At 46.1% G+C, this 23,601-nt stretch carries 10 protein-coding genes and 5 pseudogenes; 4 read left to right on the top strand and 11 right to left on the bottom strand.

The features are described from left to right. Positions 1–10: 10 nt before the first annotated feature. From Xind_RS13820 to Xind_RS13800, 5 genes are all read right to left on the bottom strand, one after another. Positions 11–4,315 (bottom strand): SDR family NAD(P)-dependent oxidoreductase, encoded by a 4,305-nt coding sequence (locus Xind_RS13820; RefSeq protein WP_047680469.1) that lies wholly within the window; start codon positions 4,313–4,315, stop codon positions 11–13. A 14-nt stretch (positions 4,316–4,329) separates the two neighbouring features. Continuing rightward, a complete protein-coding gene (locus Xind_RS13815; RefSeq protein WP_187650277.1) occupies positions 4,330–12,168 on the bottom strand; it encodes a non-ribosomal peptide synthetase in 7,839 nt (2,612 codons plus the stop codon). A 125-nt stretch (positions 12,169–12,293) separates the two neighbouring features. Beyond that, a complete protein-coding gene (locus Xind_RS13810) occupies positions 12,294–12,722 on the bottom strand; it encodes an OsmC family protein (protein ID WP_047680465.1) in 429 nt (142 codons plus the stop codon). 20 nt (positions 12,723–12,742) lie between these two features. Continuing rightward, positions 12,743–14,401: a class I adenylate-forming enzyme family protein gene (locus tag Xind_RS13805; RefSeq protein ID WP_187650276.1), complete on the bottom strand. Its 1,659-nt coding sequence runs from the start codon at positions 14,399–14,401 to the stop codon at positions 12,743–12,745. Positions 14,402–14,411: 10 nt separating this feature from the next. Next, complete coding sequence (locus Xind_RS13800; RefSeq protein ID WP_047680461.1) at positions 14,412–15,206, bottom strand: class I fructose-bisphosphate aldolase; 795 nt, start codon at positions 15,204–15,206, stop codon at positions 14,412–14,414. A 330-nt stretch (positions 15,207–15,536) separates the two neighbouring features. Between Xind_RS13800 and Xind_RS13795 the strand changes: the two genes are divergently transcribed. Beyond that, entirely contained in the window at positions 15,537–16,274 is a 738-nt protein-coding gene (locus tag Xind_RS13795) for a DNA -binding domain-containing protein (RefSeq protein ID WP_047680459.1), read from the top strand. 206 nt (positions 16,275–16,480) lie between these two features. Here Xind_RS13795 and Xind_RS13790 read toward each other — a convergent pair. From Xind_RS13790 to Xind_RS13775, 4 pseudogenes are all read right to left on the bottom strand, one after another. Next, positions 16,481–17,505: pseudogene (locus Xind_RS13790) on the bottom strand (conjugal transfer protein TraG N-terminal domain-containing protein); the annotation flags it as partial. Between the two features lie 9 nt (positions 17,506–17,514). Then, a pseudogene (locus Xind_RS13785) lies at positions 17,515–18,090 on the bottom strand (phosphoenolpyruvate hydrolase family protein); the annotation flags it as partial. 169 nt (positions 18,091–18,259) lie between these two features. Beyond that, positions 18,260–18,526 (bottom strand): annotated as a pseudogene (locus Xind_RS13780) (phosphoenolpyruvate hydrolase family protein); the annotation flags it as partial. Positions 18,527–18,542: 16 nt separating this feature from the next. After that, positions 18,543–19,749 (bottom strand): annotated as a pseudogene (locus Xind_RS13775) (Tm-1-like ATP-binding domain-containing protein). 2 nt (positions 19,750–19,751) lie between these two features. On the opposite strand from Xind_RS13775, the gene Xind_RS13770 reads away from it, so the two are divergent. Further along, positions 19,752–20,072, top strand: a complete 321-nt coding sequence (locus Xind_RS13770; RefSeq protein ID WP_246432550.1) for a hypothetical protein — start codon at positions 19,752–19,754, stop codon at positions 20,070–20,072. Positions 20,073–20,566: 494 nt separating this feature from the next. Here the strand turns inward: Xind_RS13770 and Xind_RS13765 are convergent. After that, positions 20,567–21,606, bottom strand: a pseudogene (locus Xind_RS13765) (IS256 family transposase). 307 nt (positions 21,607–21,913) lie between these two features. Here Xind_RS13765 and Xind_RS13760 point away from each other — a divergent pair. Further along, the gene (locus tag Xind_RS13760; RefSeq protein WP_187650275.1) at positions 21,914–22,873 is read left to right on the top strand and encodes an Ig-like domain-containing protein; all 960 of its coding nucleotides are present in this window, start codon (positions 21,914–21,916) and stop codon (positions 22,871–22,873) included. A 13-nt stretch (positions 22,874–22,886) separates the two neighbouring features. Beyond that, the gene (locus Xind_RS13755) at positions 22,887–23,285 is read left to right on the top strand and encodes a hypothetical protein (protein WP_187650274.1); all 399 of its coding nucleotides are present in this window, start codon (positions 22,887–22,889) and stop codon (positions 23,283–23,285) included. Between the two features lie 99 nt (positions 23,286–23,384). On the opposite strand, the gene Xind_RS13750 is transcribed toward Xind_RS13755, so the two are convergent. After that, the coding region (locus Xind_RS13750; RefSeq protein ID WP_187650273.1) for an autotransporter outer membrane beta-barrel domain-containing protein at positions 23,385–23,601 on the bottom strand (217 nt) is incomplete at its 5' end.

Raw genomic sequence — 23,601 nt, 5'->3', positions numbered from 1 at the left:
TTCCTTTAAATCAGACGCTCATAGAGAGATCGGGTAATAAAGCAGGTAAAGTCAGGCTACGAATAAACGGGTGGTACAGTCCGGGATCGCCGCAAGCAACGAGTTGTATCTCTTCTGCATCAGGCTGTAAGGCTGCCGTTACCAGCTCTGCCGCCTGCCGGTCATCCAGTGGTACAAACCCCTTACGACGGATAAAGGCCAGCTCATTCTCATCAATGACCATTCCCCCCGCCCACGCTGGCCACCCAATGGCGACGCTATGCCCGTTGCGTTGCCCCAGTTGCCGTAGCTTTTGACGCTGCTCTATAAATCCTTCTACGCTACGGTTGGCTAAGGCATAATCTGTACCGCCAACGTGGCCGGTCAGAGCCACCAGAGAGGAACAGGCAACGAAGAAATCCAACGAGTCATGCTGTGTCGCCCTATCAAGGTGGTAAATGCCCTTGAGCTTACCTTCCACTATATTTCGGTAACCCTCGGCCGTTTTGTTGATCAGTAAAGAAGCAGGCGGTAATCCGGCACAGTGCACAACGCCATTAATCGTGAAGTAGCGCGTTCTGGCATCAGCTAAAGCCCGCTGTATAGCATCGGCGTCAGTGACATCCACCGATTGGTATTCCCAGCCACCTTCCGGCAAAGTGGAACGTAACTCAGGCAAGACGCTATTGGCAGCCGTTCTGCCCAGAAGCAGCACGTTTGCTCCACGCACCATGAGGTAATTGGCAATAAACAGGCCAATGCGCCCTGCACCCCCGCTTATCACATACACTCCTGATGGACGTACCTGTACAGTGGAAGAAAGAGGGAGAGCGGCAAGGTGTATCAGATCTCGGGTTAGTAGCCGCCCAGATAACAAATCCAACCGACAAGAGGTTGCCTTGTCCAGAGCAGAGATTTGCCGTAAACGTTGGTCAATCTTGCGGTAGTGAGACTCACTCATTTCGCCGTGAACGCCATAGATCTCTAAGGTATTGACGCTATAGCGGGGAAACTCATGGCTCAAGCCTTTAGCGAAACCATCCAGCCCCGTTAGCAAACTACTGGCAGCGTTCTGCGGATCATTAAACCAGACCAGATTGACCACTATCTTCCCCGCCAGACGAGCCTTCACTAACCCTTGCAACAGGAAATAGAGACGTTCTAGCCAAGCGGTCACGCTCTCTAACGACCAATTCTGGCGGCTTAGAATAATATTCATCACCCGTTTGCCTTCGGCCGTAGAAAGCGCCTGCAACGCATTTATCCAACTCTGATCGTCTGCTTCCATCCAGGAAAGAGGCCAGCTTAAACCGCGCTGACAGAGGCGCTCTGCCACCTCATCTCCCTGCTGATAGAGAGCCAGTACGGGATAGTTTGCCTGCGGCAGAGCATCGGATTGCTCCTGCCAGCGCTGGGCAAAACGAGTCACTGTACTGGTTGTTGGCGCTGGCGCTTGATTCGTCAGTGGACGACCAACTGCGCCCTCCATGACCAACAATGGAGTACCCGCCTGATTGAACGCAGTGAGTGAATAAGAGACCAGAGAAGAGCCCATACGCTGATGCTGACGTACACGGACAAACAGATTCTCCGGGAGCGGAGCCAGTATCTTAATTGTGGCAATCGAAAACGGCACGCTGAGCATGTTACTCTGGCTGGCGTGGTGCAACAGCGCAGTTTGCAGCATGCCATCCAGCATGGCGACGGGTAACACTGGATCCAGATAAGGCATTTCCCGTTCTGGCAATCTCAGCTCACTCAACGCTTCATTCGCGGTAAGCCAAATTTTTTGTAATGGTTGTAGGCTTGAGCCAAACGATAAGCCCAATTGCGCCAGCCGGTGATAGCATTCCTCTGCGGTCATGCTCTGAGTAAAGTGTTGTGCTCCCTGCTGCAGACCGTCGATGTTGGCAGCAAATTTTTCGCTCTCCAATGTCGCGCTAAAATGCTTTATTTCTCCACGTCGGGAACTACACTCAACCTGCCAGCGGGTGCCAGACACGGCCGTCACTTGGAAAGAGAGGCGCAACGGCATGACTTCATCCAACTGAATCGGTGTCAGCCAAGTTAATGCATGGATATATAATATGCCGCGTAGCGATAGATGTTGACTCGCTAGCTGTTCCAGCAACATGACACTCGCTGCCGCTGGCAGAATGGTTACACCATTGACGCAATGATCGCGGATAAAGGGTTGATCATGGGTCAGGTTGATCTGCCAGCAATCCGCAGCTACCTGCTGTAGTTCGCCATCCAGTTTGCCGTAGCGGCTGTTATGTAACACCTCTGGCCAGTGATGTTGAGCGTTAAATGGATAACCCGGCACGGGTAAACGCTGCGGCAGCTCTCTTGGGTAGAGCACAGTCCAGTCTATTTCTTTTCCCTGTAACCAATCGGTAATGCTGGCCTGTTGCGATGCACTCAGTTGAGTGCTGTCACCATAACCGCCCGTTTTCACCTGTCCCGCTTTTTTATCGTTAATAAACGCCCACATCGCCACCAGCAATCCAGAGACGCTATCTGCCATGAATACCTGACGCACGGCAAAGTTTTCTCTGGCAGACTGGTAGGTAAACAACGCATGAGGAACACGCTCTTCGGGCTGCTGCATTAGCCAGTTTATGAGTTGCATAACGTATTGCTCTAGCCGTTCATCATTTCTGGCTGACAGCGGTAACACCAAGGGAACATTAAGCTGCGGCAGGGCAGGTTGCGGATACTCCTCCACAATCACGTAAGCGTTCACGCCACCAAAACCAAATGCGCTGACAGTTGCCGTACGCCGTATAGCTGCTTCTTTCGGTTCTGGCCAAGGCAAAGGCTGGCGGTTAAGCATGAGTGCCGTACCTGCCAGATCGATTCTTTCGTTAATCTGTTGTAACCCAGCCAAAGGTGGACGTACCCGTTCACGCAGGCACATAACGACTTTCAGCAAACCCGCCATACCTGCGGCAGCTTCGCAGTGCCCTATGTTGGCCTTGACCGAGCCGAGAACAATGCTCTCTGCGGTAAGTGTAGCCCCCTGACTGACTGTAATTTCACCTAAAGCCTGTTTGATCCCTTCTATTTCTATCGGGTCACCCAACTGCGTTCCTGTCCCGTGGGTTTCGATATACCCCAGTCCCCGTATATCTGCTTGATAAGCCTCCCAGGTTTGGCTGATCAGACTGGCCTGAGCGCTGGTTCTAGGTGCTGTCATAGCACTGGCTTGCCCACCGTGATTCACCGCGCTACCTTTGATTACCGCGTAGATGAAGTCACCGTCCTTCTGAGCCTGTGCTAGCCGTTTAACCATGACAATGCCCACACCTTCGCTACGAACGTAACCATTTGCCCGGCTGTCAAACGTTTTACAGCGGTTATCCTCAGACAGCACGTTAACCTGTGACAATGCAATCTGCGGCCACGGATCCATTAAAATGCTCATACCGCCAACGATCGCGCTGTGACAGGTGCCATCCAGAATGGCACGGTGTGCGCTATTCAGCGCAACCAATGAACTGGAACAGGTCGTATCAATGACCTCGCTCGGCCCATGCCAGTCAAACCAATAGCTGATTCGGTTACTTAAAAATGCCCGTCCTGTACCCGTTAGCGTATAACTGTCAACCTGATGCCCGGCCTGAATGAGCAGGTTGGCATATTCATCTCCGCTGGCACCAATAAATACGCCAATATTTTCTCCGCGCAGATCTTTCGGCCGATAACCTGCATCCTCCAGAGTATGCCACACCCCCTGTAGGACCAAACGATGGCGAGGATCCATAACATCCACTTCGCGAGGTGTCAGGCGGAAAAACTCCGCGTCAAACTGGTCAAATCCCCGAATAAATCCACCCTCATATGCGTAGGTGGTGTTGGGTGCTCCGTTTGGGATATCGTAATAGCGGCGCCAGTCCCAGCGGCTAGCGGGGATCGGCTCAATACATTCCTTTCCTGCCAGAATATTTTGCCAAAACGCGTTCAGATCGTCGGCCTGTGGCATACGGCAATGGATACCAATAATAGCCAGCGCCGTATCGTCCGAACCCGTCTCCTCAGATAACAAACTCGGCGTCACCGTTTCATGGGATGATATTTCGTTAGGACGTGCCAAAATCTGATGGCGAGTAACATAGTCAGCCAGCTTGTTCAGCGTGGGCAAATCAAATAGCTGAGTCGGGCTGATATCCTTGCGCAACATATCGCTAAGCTGCGCAGCCAGTAGCGCATAATGTAAAGAGTTAAATCCTATCTGCCCTAGCCCGGTATCAAGATCGAGCTGTTCTGGCTCAATATCCACGATTTCTGCCACTATTCGGGTAAGCTCGCTATGAACTGTATCTCCCTGTAACATCAGTTATTCCCTCCTCATTGTTGTATTGATTGCAGCAACTGTTTGCGATCCACCTTGCCGTTTTCTGTTACCGGAAAGGTGCTCAGTACTTGAATAAGATCCGGTAACATGTAAGCCGGTAGGCTATTGCGCAGTCCGGCTTCATCTGCCCCCTCATTGCCCAGACAAAAAGCTAGCAGCCGCTGCTGACCAGATACCCTTTGCTCAAGAATAATGACAGGATCGATATAGCCATGGCGTTTCATCACTGCAGCGATTTCCCCCAGCTCAACACGGTAGCCCCGCAGTTTCACTTGAGTGTCAGCTCGGCCCAGAAACTCAATATCGCCATTAGGGAAGTAGCGGGCCAGATCGCCAGTGTCGTACATTGTCTGTTCCGGTGTTAACCGATCCGCTACAAACGATTTAGCCGTGATCTCTGGGGCATTGAGGTAGCCTTCACTCAAACACTCTCCGCTGATAAACAAACGCCCCTGCTCCCCGACATCACACGGAGCACCATCCTCACGCAGAATGTAGTAACGGCTATTTGGCATAGGGCGGCCATATGGAATACTGCTCCATTGTGGATCGACGTGTGTCACCGGATAAGAATTAGACCAGACGGTAGTTTCTGTCGCCCCGCCTAAGGCAATCAGATCCGCAGCCGGTAAAACGTCTAAAATGCCCTGTGCCAAACTGAGAGGGATCCAGTCACCGCTGAGAAAAATCAGCCGCAGCGAGACAAGGGGACTTACCGATGGCTTACTGATAAACGGGAAAACCATCTGTAAATAAGCTGGAGCGGAGTTCCAGAAGGTGATCGGTTCATTACATAAAAGGTTGCGAATGGCGAGCGCGTCCAGCCGTTGTTTATTACTCACCAGCCTTAAACTGGCTCCCGTCGCCAGCAAACCAAAGATGTCGAAAATTGACAGGTCAAAACCGATGGCATTGACCCACAGGCCACGATCCTGTGAGGAAAAACCATATTCTTTCTGTAGCCACGTGATCAGATTGGTTACCGGGCGATGTTTCACCATCACGCCCTTTGGCTCCCCTGTGCTGCCGCTGGTAAAAATAACGTAAGCTAAATGACCTGCCTGCGCGCGATCGATAGGGTCACCGCTCTGCCACTGTGCCGTCTTACGCAGAGACTCTACGGAGATTAATTGGCAGCTTTGGTCCTGAAAATCAGCCAACAATCCGGCATCAGCAATCACACAGTCAGCCTGAGCGTGTGCTAACATTTTTTTCTGCCTTTCGAGCGCATCGTTGTCATTCAGTGGCACAAATACTGCCCCCAGACGCAGGATGGCATACAGGATCGCGACTAATTCCTTTGTACGCCCCATTTTAATAGCGACTATCATTCCCGCACCGGTGCCGCTTAGCTGTTGCAACGACCTGGCATAGCGGCAGCTCATGCTGTGTAACTGACGGTAGCTACATGTGCTTTCATCCTCAACAAGTGCCACTGCATCACCATAGCGTGCTACTGCAGCGTCAAACAGTGACACCATTGTGGCTTCACGATCGTAGGCCTGGGGGGACGGATTAAAGCGCAGCAGGGCTGAACGAGTCTCCGGTGAAATCTCAGACTCCCTCATAAGTGCTGATTTAAAACGAGCTAGTGTCCGCGGGAAGTTGACCTCTATCCCTATTTCTGTGGGCCAAGTCCACTCCACACACAAATCGTCGCCCTGAAAATAGGCGATACAATCGAGCAGCACTCCCTGAGTATTGGAATTCACGTAAACAGGCAGCACGTTATTTACCGTTTTAACGTCGTAATTCAGCGCATTGGTAAAGACGAGCGGGAATGCAACGCCAGTCCCCACAGGATGATGGAAACTATAACCGCGATCACGCATCATCTCAGTGGCTATCTCTTCAGCCTGTTGGGTTCGCTGTTCGGGCGTTAGCACGCAAAAGCTACTGAAATCACCCAGCGCAGAGTGCCATTGGGTATTCAGTTGGCGATGAACATAGTCCACGACCAGCAACGGCATTGGCCTCAGCGCAGGTTCATCCTGTAGCGCTCGGTTTAGCATAGCGATCAGGCAGGCATCCAGCGCTCTCCCTGCCGCGTATTGTTCCAGCACAACGCGGGGAAAGGTGATGATTTGTGTCTGTTTCTCGCTGCCGAACTTTATCCGTTCGGAAGAAGAACAGGCAGAAAGCTTTTCCTGCCAGTACTCCCGTGCACTATCAGCATTGCGGGTACGTGAAAATGCCTGCCGCCGTTGAGCATAGCGGAATACGGCGGTATCGCGTTCAGCAGAAATTTCATGCTTATCGTCTGATAACGTGAGTTGTAGCAGGCAATCACAAAAGCTTAAAGTGGCATATCCGTCAAACCAGAGGCATTGGAATCGAATAGCTAAATAGCTCTCCCCCCGCCATTCCAGTAGGAAAACCTGATAACCGGGCCAAACAGCATGTGGTTCATCGGATTTCTGGTTCCAACGCTGCTCCAGCTGCTGGCAGGCTGCGGTTAACGTTGTAGCCTCTTGATCCGTTATCACAACCCGTATGACTGGCGGTATTACAGACACCGCATTAGGTGTCACCATTCCCTTGGCCGTCATTAGCGTTGAAAGAATAGGATGCTCCCGATGCATCTGACGCAGTGCTCTCTGCCATTGCTGAACGCTCAGTCTTGACACCGGATAAACGCGCAACACCCAGGAAGACGGTGCGCCAGGATGTACCATGTGCTGATACAGGTAGTTTGACATCATCGGCGTTAACGGAAAGGACTCAACTCGCGCTGCTAACGGCGGTTGAACAGCTCGTTCAGCCGTGACAGAAAGAGAATGGCTTTCCATAAAATCGACCCATGACTGAAGATAACGCAATGCTTCTTCACGGTTTAAAGCACGGGTGTCGATATCCCAAGCCAGTTGCAGCCTGTCTCCCAGATCCAGTACGTGGCAGTGGAGCCGTACCCCGCTGGTTGCCATGTTTTCATGCACGACGTTATCGTACCAAGACGCTTGAGCACCATAGCGGGTAATACCGGAATAAACGATGGGAAGTACCCCCTGCGTGACTGGGAGAGAGCGTAAAGCTTCCACTGCTGAGACATGATAGTGGCGCAGATCCTGTTCTAACTGATCGTGCAATCGGCTGACATAGCGGGCGAAATCACCGGAAGATGCCTCTGCCAAAAAGAGACTGCTGGAGGTGAATGGCCCTACGACCTGTTCAATATCTGTATGCAACGGCGGACGGTTTTTTAGTGTCATAATCACACCAAATGTCTCCCCCTGCTGATATTGACTGAGCCAGTCCAAGAACAGGAAAAACAGCAGGTTTTGCGGGGAGGTGTGCAACTTCTGACTGGCTTCCTGATAACGTTTCGCTGTCAGGCGGTGAGTAAGCCTGAATACCCGGGAAGCCGAAGCTTCTGCCTGCCCAGGAGGAAGGGCTGCAGGTCGCCAAGCTACACCCAGTTTTTGCTGCCAGTAGCGTAGCGCCAGAGCGTATTCATCCGTTGTTTTATCTGCCTGATGCAGGACAACATCGCGGAAGTCAATCTCCGGTAAAGGCTGGAGAGGCATGTCATGGTATAGCGCATGCCATTGAGCCAACAGCAGTTGGGCGCTATGGCCATCAATCACGGCCGCATCCATACAAAAATGGACCAGATTCGTCTCGGCATTAACCTGCGTTACCTGAAGTTCATAGCGCGGAAAATCGTCAATACCAAACCGGCGGGTTGCCATTTTTTGGTTCACACTATCCAGATAACTTTCCACATCCTGACCCGTAAGATGTAAGGCCGTCACCGGGATCGTCACAGGGAGAACCTGATGTTCAATCTGCTGTTTGCCTGACTTCAACATCCTTACCGACAGCATGGGGTGTCGCACAACCAGTTGTTGCCAAGTGTGTTGCAGCTTATCAATATTTAAATTAGCAACAGCAAACTCCAGCCAGACGATGCTGCCAATACCATCCAGCCCCTTTTGCGTCATGCGACTGAATGCGTGGCTAGCCTGCAAATCTGTGAGGGGGAAAGGTTGATAGCGGTTATCTGGTGCTGCTTGTAATAAGCAAGATGCGGTAACCGCTGGCGTAATATGAGAATGGCTAAGCTGTGCCAGCAGATCGGCTATACTCGTTTCATTCATCAATGTATACAGATCGACAGACAGGTCAAAATACTGCTGTAGACCTTGTTGCAACGCCAGCATTTTCAGTGAATCGACGCCAGCCTGAGCAAACGTTATCGATTGTTCTAACGACGTTGCCTTTAAGCCAGTCATGTGGCTGATAAACTGCTGAACGGAGTATGACGCTACTGACGCAGAACGTGCCTCAATAACAGGCACACCTTTGTTAACGGCTAACAGTGGACGGTACAGAGAACCGGATTCCTGACTGACAGGCAATGGAACTTTACGGTATTGCTTGCCTGCAACAAATTGTGTTAACAGATCAGATTGGGTAAATGTCGCTATTTTACCTGCTGGCGTACAAATACCGTTGCCCGGATGTTGTTTCTGTTTCAGCTCACTGATAATCTGCTGAAAATGCGCCAAACTATCAGCACTAAAATACCAGCCGATGCGTTCAATTTCACGGTGAGCCAGCGTCCACGCGACATCAGATAACCTCCCTCCATCATCATGTAATGCTTGCTGCAAAGCATCCAGATATTCACTTAACCGTGCTGCTGAAGTTGCAGATATGACAATTTGCCGGCCTATCCGCTCCTCACTGTCGCGAGCGATATCATCGGGCACTGGCACAAACTCAATTAAGCAATGTGCATTAGTACCACTCATGCCAAACGCACTCACAGCGGCTCTACGCGTTGCCTCCGACCATGGAATCGGTGTATCAGGCAACTGGAATGTTTGCAGAAAACCACAATCAATCAAAGGATTAAGCTCGTTGAAGTGTGAGCACGGCGGCTTAATGCCAAATTTAGCGCTGAGCGTCGCCTTTACGACACCAGCAATGCCTGCCGCAGCAGTTAAATGCCCGATGTTGGCTTTCAGCGTTCCTAACACACAGGGCTGGGTTCTCTCTGTGCTGGCAAATACCTGCATAAGCGCGCGGGCTTCTATTGGATCGCCCAAATGGGTTCCAGTACCGTGCGTTTCTACATATCCAACCGTTGCAGGTGAAATACCGGTTTGTTGATACAGGGAAGCGAGTAAGTCTGCCTGTGCCTTGCCATTCGGGGCAGTAACAGAGGTAGAGTGCCCATCATGGTTAACTACGCTGCCTTTGATAACCCCCCAAATATGATCCCCCTGTTGCCGCGCTGCATAGAGAGGTTTCAGTAGCAGCAACGCCCCGCCTTCACCGTGGACAAAACCATCAGCCTGTGCGTCAAACGGTCGGCATTTGCCACGAGGTGAAAATACGTTTAACTGGCTGGTTTGTAGATAAAATTCAGGATGCAGAGTGAGTGAAATACCCCCGCATATTGCCATGCTGCTTTCACCACTCCGTAAACTTTGACAGGCGAGATGCAGTGCCACCAGAGAAGAAGAACAGGCGGTATCGACGACCATAGCAGCACCATGGGTCCCTAGATAGTGCGCTAAACGCCCAGCCAGCATTGCGTTATCCGTTCCCAGGAATGCGTTAGGTCCTTGATGGATGCCCGCATCACGCAATACCTGATGGTAAAAAGAGTCCCGAAGTCCCAGAAAAATGCCTACTGCATGGCCTTTCAACGCTGCACGGCTATAACTGGCGTCTTCCATCAGCATTCGCAGTAAGGCAAAGCAGCGCCGGTGTTGGGGATCTAATCCCAAAGCTTCATCGTCGGTAAAACCGTAGCGATTAGCATCAAATTGCCAGGCATTATCCAAGAATGCCCCCCATTTACTCCGCGAGGCAACTCCATCAGGAGAGTAAAAACTCTCGTCTAGCAACCAGCGTTCTGCGGGAATTTCACTAATTTCATCCGCTGCCGCCAATATTTTGTGCCAAAACTGTGTGATTGAATCTGCGCCGGGAAACTGCCCTGCCATACCGATAATGGCAATATCATCATCAACTGCGGGCGATAACTGCTCAGGATGCATGGATTTAGCTGCATGGCTGGCAAGAAGAGTCTCGATATCAGGCGCGTTATAGAGATCGATGGCAGAAAACTCAGGGCCAAACAGTGGTTTCATAGCCGTGGCTAACGCCACGATTGAGATTGAATCAACCCCCATTGCTGTCCAAGTTGCCCGCTGCTGCTGCTGGGCCAGAGGATAGCCCAAAACATGTTCAATGCAGTCCAGCACACGCTGTTCGACAGTTGTGTTACCCAGCTGTTGTGGCTCAGTCTGCCTGTTCAGCGTCTCTGCTAACGCCCGCCGGTCTACTTTACCGTTGCTCAATCTGGGCAATGTTTCGATCGGCTGAATGTGATGTGGCAGCATGAATGCCGGTACGCGTTGCTGTAGCAGCTCTCTTATCTTCTGGTGCTGAGGATCGGCAAGCGAATTCGCGGTAACCACCCAAGCATAGAGATGATCATAGCCAGTAGGGGTTTTGTCATACAACACAACGGCATCTTTTACTTCTGGCAACCGTTTAAGCTCATTCTCGACGGCACTCAGATCCAGCGATTGACCATTAATTTTGACACGGTCATCTTTCCTGCCTTTCAGAAGAAACTCACCGTTAGGCAACTTTATGCCCAGATCGCCAGTACGGTATACACGTACTGGCTGCTGATCGATGTTGATAGTGGGAAACGCACGGGCTGTCCGCTGCTCTTGCCGGTGATAACTTAAAGCAACACCGATGCCGCTGACGCAAATTTCTCCCACTTCGCCGTCAGCAACCTCCTGCAACAGGTCATCACACAGCGTCACCCGTAAATTCTTAATCGCTCTAAACGTTAATGCTTCTCCCGCCTGCCTGATACCTGCTGCAATAGTATTAACTTCTGTGGCACCGTAATCCTCTATAATCCGGCAGTCGGGGAACAATTGTTGGCACTGTTCAATCAACGAAGCATCATAAATTTCTCCTCCCAGTGTGATGAGCTCCAGTGCACATTCAGATCGCTGTAATGGTCTGTCGCAGGCCGCAAGCAACAAGCGTAATAGCGATGGAGTGAGCGTGATCCAATTAACACGACGTTGAACAAGAAAATCTTTTAAAGAGTGTGGATCGCTAAGCAATGCGTGAGGAAGCATGATGGTGGGCTGCCCCAGTAACAGTGCACCCAATAGCTCCCACATGGATGGCATAACACTGATATATGAACGGGATGCCGCAATAGTGGGAGCATGCTGCTCTAGCTCAGACCACATCCACGCTAAACGATTAAGTACCTGATGCTGAGCGTGGAGTACGCCTTTAGGTTCCCCTGTTGACCCTGAGGTAAACATCAAGATCGCCGGAGCAGAAATATTTCCCTCATTTAAGGGTTGATATTGAAACTGGCTAACAGCCTCAATGTCATGGGCGGATAGCACCGTGGAATTCGCTGCCCAAGCAGGCACTTTGCCATCTTCCGTATCGTGAAGAATCAAGAGCACATCGGCATATTCCGCTAACCGACGAAGATAATCCGCAGGCCAAGTGGGTTCTAGCGGGGTGTAAACGTATCCGCAGTGCCAAATCGCAAACATGCTGGCAAATAATAGGGGGGATTTATTACAATTCACTCCAATATGCGATCCAGGAGGTAATCCTGCCTGCTCAATTTTTACAATGACTTTTTGGATAAGCAAAGCAATTTCATTATATGTCGCTTTATTTTGTGCCTTATTACCATAATAAATTGCCACTTCCCGAGAGAATATCTGAGTTACTTTTTCAAATAACGCAGGCAAGGAAAGCCCTTTATTTATCGCATTCAATCCATTCTCTAAAATAATATTATTATGCAACTCACTGGACATAGAATTTCCTCAGGAGCAATCCTGACCTAATAAGGCCCTTAATGATTAATAAATAGTAAAACCCAATGCTGCACATTTATTTGAAATGTGCAGAGAATTTATAATAAAAATAATTTTGCAATGATTTAATTTAGCTGAGCTATAACCTCTACATTACCGCTTAGTGCAATACTAATCATACACCCTTTTTCAGCTTGTTTAATATATTTATCCACAGTTTCACGCGGTAAATCATGAGAGGATTGAATAGAAACAAAATGTCTAATTTCTTTTAATTTAGGTCCCATTGGAGTAATGGAAAAATCAGCTTCACTATTAACACTAATATTTTCATACTCTATTTTATTAAATTGAAAAATAGCACTCAATGTAATAATAAAGCAAGAAGTCGAAGCGCCGACAATTAAATCTTCTGGGTTGGTTCCTTTCCCTAATCCACCTAAATCCTGCGGAACTGAAATAATGCTCGCTAAGCTCCCCACATTTAACATTCCCTTGCCGGTAGCCAGGGTTCCTTGCCAATTACTTTCTGCGTGAAAAGTTTGAATCTGCACTCTTTTATCTCCTAATTGATTCAGTTAGCGCTCGTATGCTGCCGTAACTTAGCCAATAATGGCATTCGCCGCATTTCGTCGCGCAGTTGCCTTTTGAGCACCTTGCCGGTTATTCCTTTCGGGATATCCCTGTGCTGCAAAAGAACCAGTTGGGATAATTCAACCAATTTTCTATCCGTCAAACACTGGTTGATACGTTGTAGTAAAGCCTCTTCATCTATTACTTCAGCCTGTGGCTGTACAACGGCAAATAGCACTGGCTGAGCAAATTTAGAATCAAAAGACTCTCCCACAATAGAACAATCTTCCAGTTCTGCAAAATTCGATAAAATAATTTCTTCACTCAGCAGGCTATAACAGGGGCCGCCAGAGGTCATCACTACGTCAGAAATGCGATCAACGTGGAAGACCAACCCATTCTCATCTTGGTAAGCCAAGTCACCTGTTAGCCAGTACCCTTTAATTCGGCTCTGGTAAGTTAACGCTGAATTGTTCCAATACCCCGGCGTAATACTGGGAGATTTAATGCCTAAACAACCAACTTCACCTGCTGTGGCTTCACTCCCGTCAGCTCGAAAAATGCGTACCTGCACCCATTCTTGTGGTAGGCCAACACATCGGCCATAGTTGTTTGTATAGGGCGTATGGATAATTCGGATGCTGATGTGCCCCATTTCTGAGGAACCCAGCCCGTCGACAAACTGGGATCCTTCCACTCGGACCTTTCCCCTATAGTGCCATCCCTGACGAACCAAACGGCGGATGTGTGGTTCATGCGCTGCATCACCGCTGTTTATCCACGTGTTCACCGAAGAAAAATCACAACGTTCTGTATAGTTTGTCGCCAGCTCTACGTAAGTTTGAGGGAAAGCCACCACGGTAGAAGGATGCCATTTCTCGATTAATTCCGCGACATTCTGTCCCTCTCGTGAACAAGCCATAACGATTTTGCTGCCACTCAACGCACAGTGGATCAGAAACGCAATAGATGAATTATGTGATGACGGTAGCGCATTCAGATAATAGTCGTTGCCTTGCGCCTGAGGCTTGTTCAATAAGTCGCGTATACCGTGAAACCACTGTTGATGAGCCAGGATCACAGCCTTCGGTGTCCCTGTTGTCCCAGAACTGTGCGTGATCATGATAGGAGAATCGGCTTCATGCTGATAAAAATCGGCTTCTTTTAGCAATTCCGACGCTAAAGAGACTTTTTCAATCATCACCACCTCAATCCGCTTTTTTAGATGATTTTTCAGGACACTTCCCTGCTTTCCTGCTGAGACAACGAGGCACGCTCCAATATTAGAAAAGTGTGCGCCTGCGGTAGCGATAGGCATTGCCCCGTTGGTCAACGCGGGTACGGCTCCGAGCGCATTTAAAGCGGCATAATGTAGAATGTAATTAATGCCATCACCACAGTAAACCCCAACCACATCAAAAGGTTTGACGCCTCTGGCCTGATACCAACGAGCCCAGCGGAGAGCCAATTGATAAAGCTGTTGAATGGTTAACTGATAGACGTGTTCCTCAGCCGCGATTTGTGTTCCCTCAGGGATAATGATGCTTGCCTCGTCGTTTGCAGAATAAAAAGCCTGCGCAATAGGCAAGAAATTACCCGCGCCCAACGTTGGATTTAACTGTAAAGATTTTCGTTGTTCATCGGTCATAATTGTCGTCATTACTATCCCCTTAGAAAACCCCATTCAGAGAATAAGCTTCCTGCGTGGATAGCACTTGTTGCAGCCGATTCAAAAGCTGTGCCGGATTCTCACTCTGGAAAACATTGCGCCCGATGCACAATCCCTGCGCTTTTGCTGCCATAATGACAGAAGTAAAATCAACGATTTCATCATCACTGCTCCGCTCTCCCCCGGCAAACAGTAAGTTAATATCCTGAGTGAGACCGTCAGTAATCTCGAACAACAGTTCTGATCTGGCTGGTTTACGCAATTTAAGTGCCGTTACCCCCATTTCACTAAAAGTTCGGATATATTTTCGGTGACGTGTCACGTACTCTTTATCACTCAAATCCGACTCAATTAAACTGAACATCACTAATACTGGTATACCACGGGGTATGGTGTGTTGCATAACCTGACCGAGTTGGATCAAATTCTGGGCTGTATTATGCTGACTAAAGGGTAAATCTAAGCTAATAGCATCGGCACCTAACTGCATAGCAAGATCTGCATTTGACAGCAGTGGCTTAAAACTTGCGTCTTGGGCTAGGTGACTATTACCATTAATTTGTAAACACACAGCTGTACCGAGTAGCAAATTATGCTTAACAAGGTGATATAAGAAGCCTGGGTGAACGACGATACCATCAATATGTGAGCTATTTATCCAGCTCTCAACGGCAGAGAAGTTATTTATTCCCGCCATTGGCCCACTAGTTAAACCATGATCTATTGGAATAATTAACGAGCGACCATTTTTTTTATTAACAAACTTCGACCAGCGATGAGTTATACCAGTATTCATGACATTTCCTTATTGGCTAATTGATAGCTGAGTAACCATTATAAAGAGGGGACGTTATATCCTTTCATTCTCTCTTTTCATTTATTATCACAAATCTGAAATTCCTTCGAAATGGTGAAAATTTTGTTTCAGAAAATTCACCCTTCCTTGTTTAATTTAATTTAATTAGCATCAAAATAATTAATCAATCAATCACAACCAAATAATCACAATAAATTAATGTAAAGGCAGTAATTGATAGCGGAAAGTTACAGTAACTCAATGGATACAATTAATTTCAAATAAAAACACACCTGTCTATAAACATAACAAAATGTGGATTGTTGAATTATGAAATTTGGTAATAGAAATGATATATTTGATCTAGCTTGGGAATTTTTAAGGCGTAATGATAAATATATCGAAGATTGGGATAGAGTGAAAAAAATACATCCCAAAATAGGTAACCAAGAATACTATTTAATACAACATCCTATTGATAAAGTTGCAGAAAAAAAATGGGGATTATTAAAATATGCAGACCCTAAAAATACAATTCCTGCCTATATATTTTGGTCTCCAAAATACAGCGAGAAATGGATTAATGCCTTTATTGTACAAGCCTCAAGTAACAATAATAGTGCAATAAATTTATTTATAGACAACAACATTAGCTATGTAGTGATGAAATTATTAGATAATAAACATTGCATAAAAATATCAAGGGGAAATAAATATTTTCAGTTTTTTGTTGAAAATTATAGTCATGAGAAAAATATTAGTTTAATGCTATTTTTTCCTCTTTGTACAAAATTAAAAAACGTAAAATCAAAAATATCCGAAATTGAAGAAATATTAGACAGCAAATCAAGTAAGAAAAACATTGACTACTCTAAATTAGACCTGCTGGATATTCTTGATTATAAAAAAAAAGGGGCCTCACAGAGAGAATTAGCTAGTTTAATATTTAAAGATATTCCTGTCGAAAATTTATGGAATCCAGATAGCTCTATCCGTTCAAATATTAGATACAGAATAAAGAAGGCACAAAATATGGTTGAAAAAGGTTATTTAAAACTTATTTGCTAATGTAACACTCACAGAGTGAGAGCATGAAAGATAAGTTATTATCCATCGACTAAGTTAGATCATTTTATGAACAAAATGAGATTAGAAATCACCCAACCCAAGCTGCTATCTTAAACAGATTAATGAGCATTTTATCGACACTGTTTGAGTATGACTCTATCTGAATGAAATTTAGGCTTTCACGCTCTCGCCCTATCCCGGTTTGCCTACTTTCCTTTGGACATCATCTTCTGCATCACCAGCTGTCCGAACATCCCGGTGATTACCTGACCTGCCCTACACCCTGACTCATCATGCCTGCCATATCGTCCATGCGTACACCGGCCCACGCTAATGCCCCCAGCCAGACCATCGGCAGGACGATAAACAGCGTCCCCATTACCAGCTCCATAATTAAATCGTCCGAGGTATTCTGAATGCCCGCCAGATTAAACAGGCTGTGGGTGTCTGAGCCGTACAGGGCTTCCAGCAAATAGCTGTCCAGCCAGCGGGCGGTTTCCCACCAGAAAGTCAGGAAATTCAGCGCAAAAATCACAAACGTCAGCGTGAAGACGGTCTTAAACTCATACGCCGCAAACAGCAGGATCAACGGGATTAAGATATACAGCGCCATCAGGATCACCGCCTGCATCATCGACAGAGCCTGGCGTACCGCATCGAACATCGGCATACTGAGTAATCCCCCCAACAACGCCCCTGCGGAAGTACCGATGCAGTTAGCGCCATCCAACAAGCTGGGATCGGCATTGCCGCCATAGCCTGCGTAGACATAGCCCTCCTGAGAAACCGTCAGGTTCACCGGGCTGACCAGACGACGAATGACCGCTTCCTGATAAGCCCGTGTGTTTTTCCCCAATATTTTCAGTGTCGCAGACAGGCGCAACCACAGCCCCGGATCGGCCTGCGCCAGTACCCGGTCTTTCAGGCCGGTTTTAGCGGCTGACCACCAGGCTTTACAGGTCAGGTAACTGTTTGGCCCGGTATAAGGCCGCCCATTGTCCCGGCTCTCCTGCCACGGAAAGTCCGCGCGGGGTGTGCGGAATTGCAGCGTTTGGTAATCCCCGGCTAAAAACGTGCGGCTGCCCAGCCAGCTGATATCATTCAAAATAATCGGATCGGTGGTGTGCTCCTGATCGCGTTGTTTCCACTGATACAGTGCTAAGGCATAGCAATCGTGGGTAAAATCTTGCACCACCGCCCACCAGAGCGGCACAGCCGCCGTCTGATTATTGTATTGACGCTAAATTTTGTTATTCTTGCTTAACTCTTTTAAAGTTTGAACCGTGTTTTTGATGGCTGTTTCTGTTGGTAACCGTTCTATAGAGCTGGCACCGAAAAAACCGTGACAATCCGGGCAAGAAGACAGAACATAAGCGACATCTTCAGGTTCTGCAATCGGCCCACCGTGGCACAGAACAATGATATCATCACGGACCGTCTTAGCCGCCAGGATGCATTCATTAATCAGCGATACACAAGAATCCAAATCATGTGATGTATGAGCACCAACATCACCACCAGTAGTTAATCCCATATGCACAACGATAATATCGGCTCCAGCTTCTGCCATCGCCACCGCCTCTTCTGTGTTAAAAACATAAGGGGTGGTCAGCATTCCCTTTTTATGTGCCAGGCGGATTAATTCGACTTCCAGTTCATAACCCATACCGGTTTCTTCCAGATTTTGTCTGAACTTTCCATCAATAAGCCCAACTGTTGGAAAATTTTGCACTCCAGCAAATCCCTGAGCTTTCAGTTCATCCAGAAAAAGGGAAATATTACAGAACGGATCAGTACCACAAACTCCGGCCAATACCCTGTCTCTTATACACAACTTTGTATCCTGCTGTTTTTTTTATATGAATTATTTTAAACTTATCGAGACAGCATTGGGAAATATTTCCTTTAAAATCAGTTGGGTATATTTATCAAATTGCGGTCATTTTCTCGTAATTTGAGATGTGACTAAAAGACAGGGCCAATACCGGGGTTTTTTTAACTATAGGCAGTACTTCATTTCCCATTTCTCTGACGATTTGGTTTGCATTACCATATGGCATTAATCCGGCTAATGACCCTCTGCCAGCCATTCTGTAACGACCTGAGTTATATACAATAATGAGGTCTACCCCGCCCATTTCTTCACAACGGGCTGAGAGTCCAGTGCCTGCGCCTGCGCCTGCGCCAATAATGGGTTCGTTACGCTCAACTTTTTGTTTAATTATTCTAATTATCTGATTATATTGCTTCATAAAAAATTCCCTGGTGTTACATAATTTCTTCAAGCTGTTGTTTAGCAAGAGAACAAAACTGAGGTGAATTAATATGGAAAGGTGTTTTTATAATTTTCCTTTGTTCTGTCTGAACCATCGTTTTTTCCAGTCCATCACAAAAAGCCTGCGTTGCCGTGGGTAAGTAGAAAGGTTTTCCTGGACAGTCCAGTGCAGAAAACCCACCTTCAGGAATAATGAAACGGATGGAACCGTGACACTTGTTCAGCTTATTTCCTATCCAGACACCAAGCTGATAGTTTTCTTCTGGTGTGGTTCTCATCAACGTGACCTGAGCATTGTGTTCGACAAATAATCTATCTCTATAGCATTCAGGGATCGTCTCTTTTGAACCAAAATTAACCATATCTAAAGCACCCGCACTACCTACCCAAGGGATGTTCTTTTCAGCAATGACATCCAGACGAGTATCAGGGCAGCTCAACACGCCTCCAAATAACAGATCAGCAATTTCTGTTAATGTAATGTCAAGAAAACCTGATAGTTCTCCATTATTCGCTAATTTTTCCATGCTTGCTCCACCGTTATCGGTTGCATGGAAAGTCAAACAGTCATATTGGGTATCTAATTTATCGATGAGCTGGTTCACGCAAGGCGTTGTAACACCAAACATGGTCAACCCTAAAGCCGGTTTATTTGTTCTGACTGGTGGCACTGTATAACTGACAGAACCTGCCATCATATATGCAGCATTCGTTAATATTGAGCGGGAAACGCGGTTCAATCCACAGAGATCGGTGACGGTATAGAGCATAGCAATATCACTGGCACCCACGTAACCTGAAACGTTTCCTGATGCCATCGTTGATACCATTATTTTGGGTAATCCGATGGGGAGATCCTGCATAGCCGGAGTGATCAGTGCTGTACCACCCGAACCACCAATACCAATTATGCCTGCTATATCATCAATTGAATTACGTAGAAAATTCGTAAGTGCAATAGACATTGCAGTGATCGTTTTGCCCCTCTCACCACAAAAAACGAAATCAAAACCTTCTGGGTGATATTCTGCGACTTGCAACGGAGATATATCTATCTCCTCGTTCTGTTTATTTTCTACAGGTAGTAATGTCGATACATCAATAATCGTTGAATCAACGCCTGCGTGATGTAAACAAGATTTCAGCCAGACAAGCTCTATCTAATTTTGTATCTGCTGTTCCTATTATCCCTACAAACATTAATGAGAGATGCTCTGCGTATTTCTCAATTGCGCTGGCAAGAAACAGTATCCGATGAAAAGAATGGTGGCCAGTCTTCTATTCTAAAGAAAAATAACCGTAAGGAATCACTTACACTTGCCTTAGAGCCACTCAAGAATCAGCTTAACGATGATACAATACACAAAATTATTATGTTACTTTCAGTATTATATGGCACAGAAGCCATGGTTGTGCTGAAAGATAGTTTTTGCTTAGAAAATGATGAAATTGTCAATTTAATGACCTGGGCGGCAAAATTAATCATTAGACAAGCAATTATTGAAAATTCAGATAATGAGTAATCGATTTGGGTAAACTTACTTCATTCAGTTCCGAGTTGATCTATTTCATCAGTAACAGAGGGTCTAGGAAATGCCAACCTAGCACAAGTTAAGTTGGCATTTTTGGTGATTTTAAATATCTGAATGTCGTTCTAGATAAATATATGGTATGTGCGGTTACCTTTTTGAGTGCCCATTTTAAGTTCCGATAACACTCAACAATGAAATGTATTAATAAATTAAAGAACTCAATATTGCTATTCCTGCTGTTTTATTTTGTGATTATTATCACGGTTACTATGATTTTTTCTCTTTGTATTATTTCAATATAATACTTTGGAGTTATCCAGCATAACATATTGAATAATAATCAATACGGTCAACAGACATCTATTTTTTTGTGATTAATATCAATATGTAATTCAATAAAATACATGAGTAAATTACAATTTACATTGGTGTGGGGAGAGATAGAATGACCTTGTTTAGTATTTTGTGTAATCGCCATTTCATTTTTAAAGGTGGCCGTTTAGGCGGTCACCGAATTCAATCAGAAATCGACTCATCGTAATACGCCAATCTTGGATCGGCATCGTCCATTTTTTAGAGGCGGCCTGAATCGCCAGCCAGGCCACTTTTTTCACGGAATTATCTGACGGGAATATTTTGCGACGTTTGATTGCATGGCGGATCACGCTGTTCAGGGATTCTATTGCGTTTGTTGTATAGATCACTTTTCTGATTTCAGGCGGATAAGCAAAGAATGTTGATAAATTAGGCCAGTTTTCCCGCCAGCTCTTACTGATTTGAGGATAACGCTCATCCCACTGTTGGGCTAATGCCTCTAAAGCCAGTTGGGCGGCTTCTTCTGTCGGCGCCTGATAAATTTGTTTCAGATCTTTCACCACCGCCTTCGCGTCTTTCCAGGACACGTAACGCAGATTATTGCGGATCATGTGCACGATACACAGTTGAACTTTAGACCCAACAGCTCTTTATGTCCTTCAGTATTGATACCTAACGCGATAAAGACTGATTTATTGATACTCTGGTTATCCTGACGGACTTTGACCACCAAACAGTCGAGATAAACCATGGGATACAGGCTATCCAGTGGGCGATTTTGCCATTCCGTGACTTGCTCTTTCACCGCATCGGTCACTTTGGCAACCAATGCGGGTGAAACATCCGCATCGTACAACTCTTTAAACGCGCCCGCGATATCACGGGTCGTCATTCCCCGGGCATATAACGCTAATATTTGCTCATTCATACCTGTGATACGGGTCTGATTTTTCTTCACAATTTGAGGTTCAAACGTACTTTCCCGATCTCGGGGAATGTGTAATTCCAATGTGCCTTCGTCAGTCAGGAGAGTTTTAGAAGAGTAGCCATTACGGGTATTAGAGCCGGATTTTGGCTGATGTTTTTCATGCCCTAAATGCGTCGCTAATTCCGCTTGAAGTGCGGCTTCGACCGTCAATTTTTTGAGGAAACGGGAGAGCTGACTGAGATCTTCCGGGGTTTTGAGACTTTTAGCCAGCTCAGTCGCCAGAACTTGTCACTGTTTTTCGTCCATTTTATCACCTGTTTTAGTTGATTAGTTAAACATAATCGAAACAGGCAATTACACAAATTTAGAAACAGGGTCATTTCGTTCCAGCTATTTTATGGTCTGATGATAATAATGGTTACATAGGCTCTTAAATCTAAAAAGGAATCCCAGCCGCTGAGCTGGGATTTTTTTTAATCCGGCGGCAGTTTATATCGTCATAGGAATAAAGATTTCATGTAGTTTGCAGCCACATAAACTCCGTTCGGTAATATCAAAATAATTAAATTAATTGGTCAGAGGTGATTATATGCCTATAAAAAACAGTCTGACGGCCCCTTTTTTACCACAAAGTAGCAATGGTATTATTGATGAATCAGAACTAAGTCAACCCGTATTGGTGGTAGTAGTAAACCAACGTGAACACGCTCATATTGGCGATTATATTATTGTTCATCTGAATGGAGACGTAAATATATCGTCAAAACCATTTTATATCATAGAGGAAAATATTCATCTTCCTAACTATAAAATAATAATACCATTTTCTGATATTCCTCTCAGTAGCTATGATGTTTTCTATACTGTTACCGACTGGACAGGAAATCCGGTGTCATCTGCAACTAGCCATGTCACAATTAAAAAGTCAGATTATCCACAGCCTGCGGTCATCGCTTCTTTAGAGGCAAAGATTTTGGCAAATGGTATGCCAGCCAATAATTACACTCCGAATTCTGTACTCATTGTAGCTTTAGATGAAAAAAAGAAGATAGTACCCGGCGCATCAATACACATCGTCACCCATGACAATACGCATATTACGCCGTCTTCTGGTGTTACAAACCAGGATGGACAGGTGGTTTTTTGTGCGACTTCTGATACTTGCGGTCTTTCTTCAATACAAGTCGTATCAGGAAATATCAAGGATAAGATTGAACTGTATTTTTCTCCGGTTAATGAAGCAATAGTAATAATAACTGGCAGTGAAAAAATTGGTGAAGAATACGAAACAATTACAATCCAGGTTTTCGATAAAAATACAAAGGAACCAATTAAAAATTCTATTGTTCATTATAAAATAGACCAGGCTATAAGCATGAGTAACATATTAGAAATTTCTTTAAACCCCAAGACAATCCGGCCAATGATTACAGATGAAATAGGACAATTCCAAATAAACCTGAAAGGTAAGTCAGGAGGAAATTGTATTATAAGGGTTACTGCCAACAATTATGTCGGAAGCATAAACTATACCATGGGAAAACAGTAAGGAGATATTAACGATGGCAACGAAAACACTTTATTTTACAGGTGTAGAAAATAATTGGCATGTATCGTATTACTTTCTGACGCAAGCTGGTTATGATTATACAGTGACATTATTAGATAAGGATACTGGACAGGTTTACAAGACTTGGAGCAAACCAGATGACCCATCTGGCGACCCTCACAGTACGGCAGGTATCATTCTCTTCACAGGCGCACCTGGAAAACTTATATGTAAAGTTGATTGTCCCGAAAGCTCCAGGCTCGATGTTGACATGAGTAACAGTGACATAACGGCAAATGCGGGACAAATAACGCTAGGAAAGACCTATACCGCTGCCTTTGAGGATAACGGCGGCTCAATCGATTTTAATGACTTGTTTATCTCTATCGCAGGGTGGAAATACTACGAATAAGCTCAAGCAGCTATTTTGTCATCAGAGAAGATCTCTGGAATTCTCATCGTGGGGTATTATCCCCACGATTTCCTGTTAATTCCTGTGATCCTTACTTAATCACCACGTCATCCTTAGACCAATTTTTGCACTCAGTTCATAGCTGTCTGCAAAATTATTCAGGCTGGTGTTAACTGAAGTCTGGCCATAGACAAAAGAATTACCCTTATTCCAATTATAGGAACCCCCGATGCCTGTTTCACCCCAAGTGCGATCATTCCCACCGTGGAAGGTTACATTAGCCACATCAACCGCGTCATTACGCTCCAGAAGTTCC

The sequence above is a fragment of the Xenorhabdus indica genome, assembly GCF_014467235.1.
Lineage (GTDB): Bacteria > Pseudomonadota > Gammaproteobacteria > Enterobacterales > Enterobacteriaceae > Xenorhabdus > Xenorhabdus indica.
This window is presented reverse-complemented; position numbering and strand designations above follow the sequence as displayed.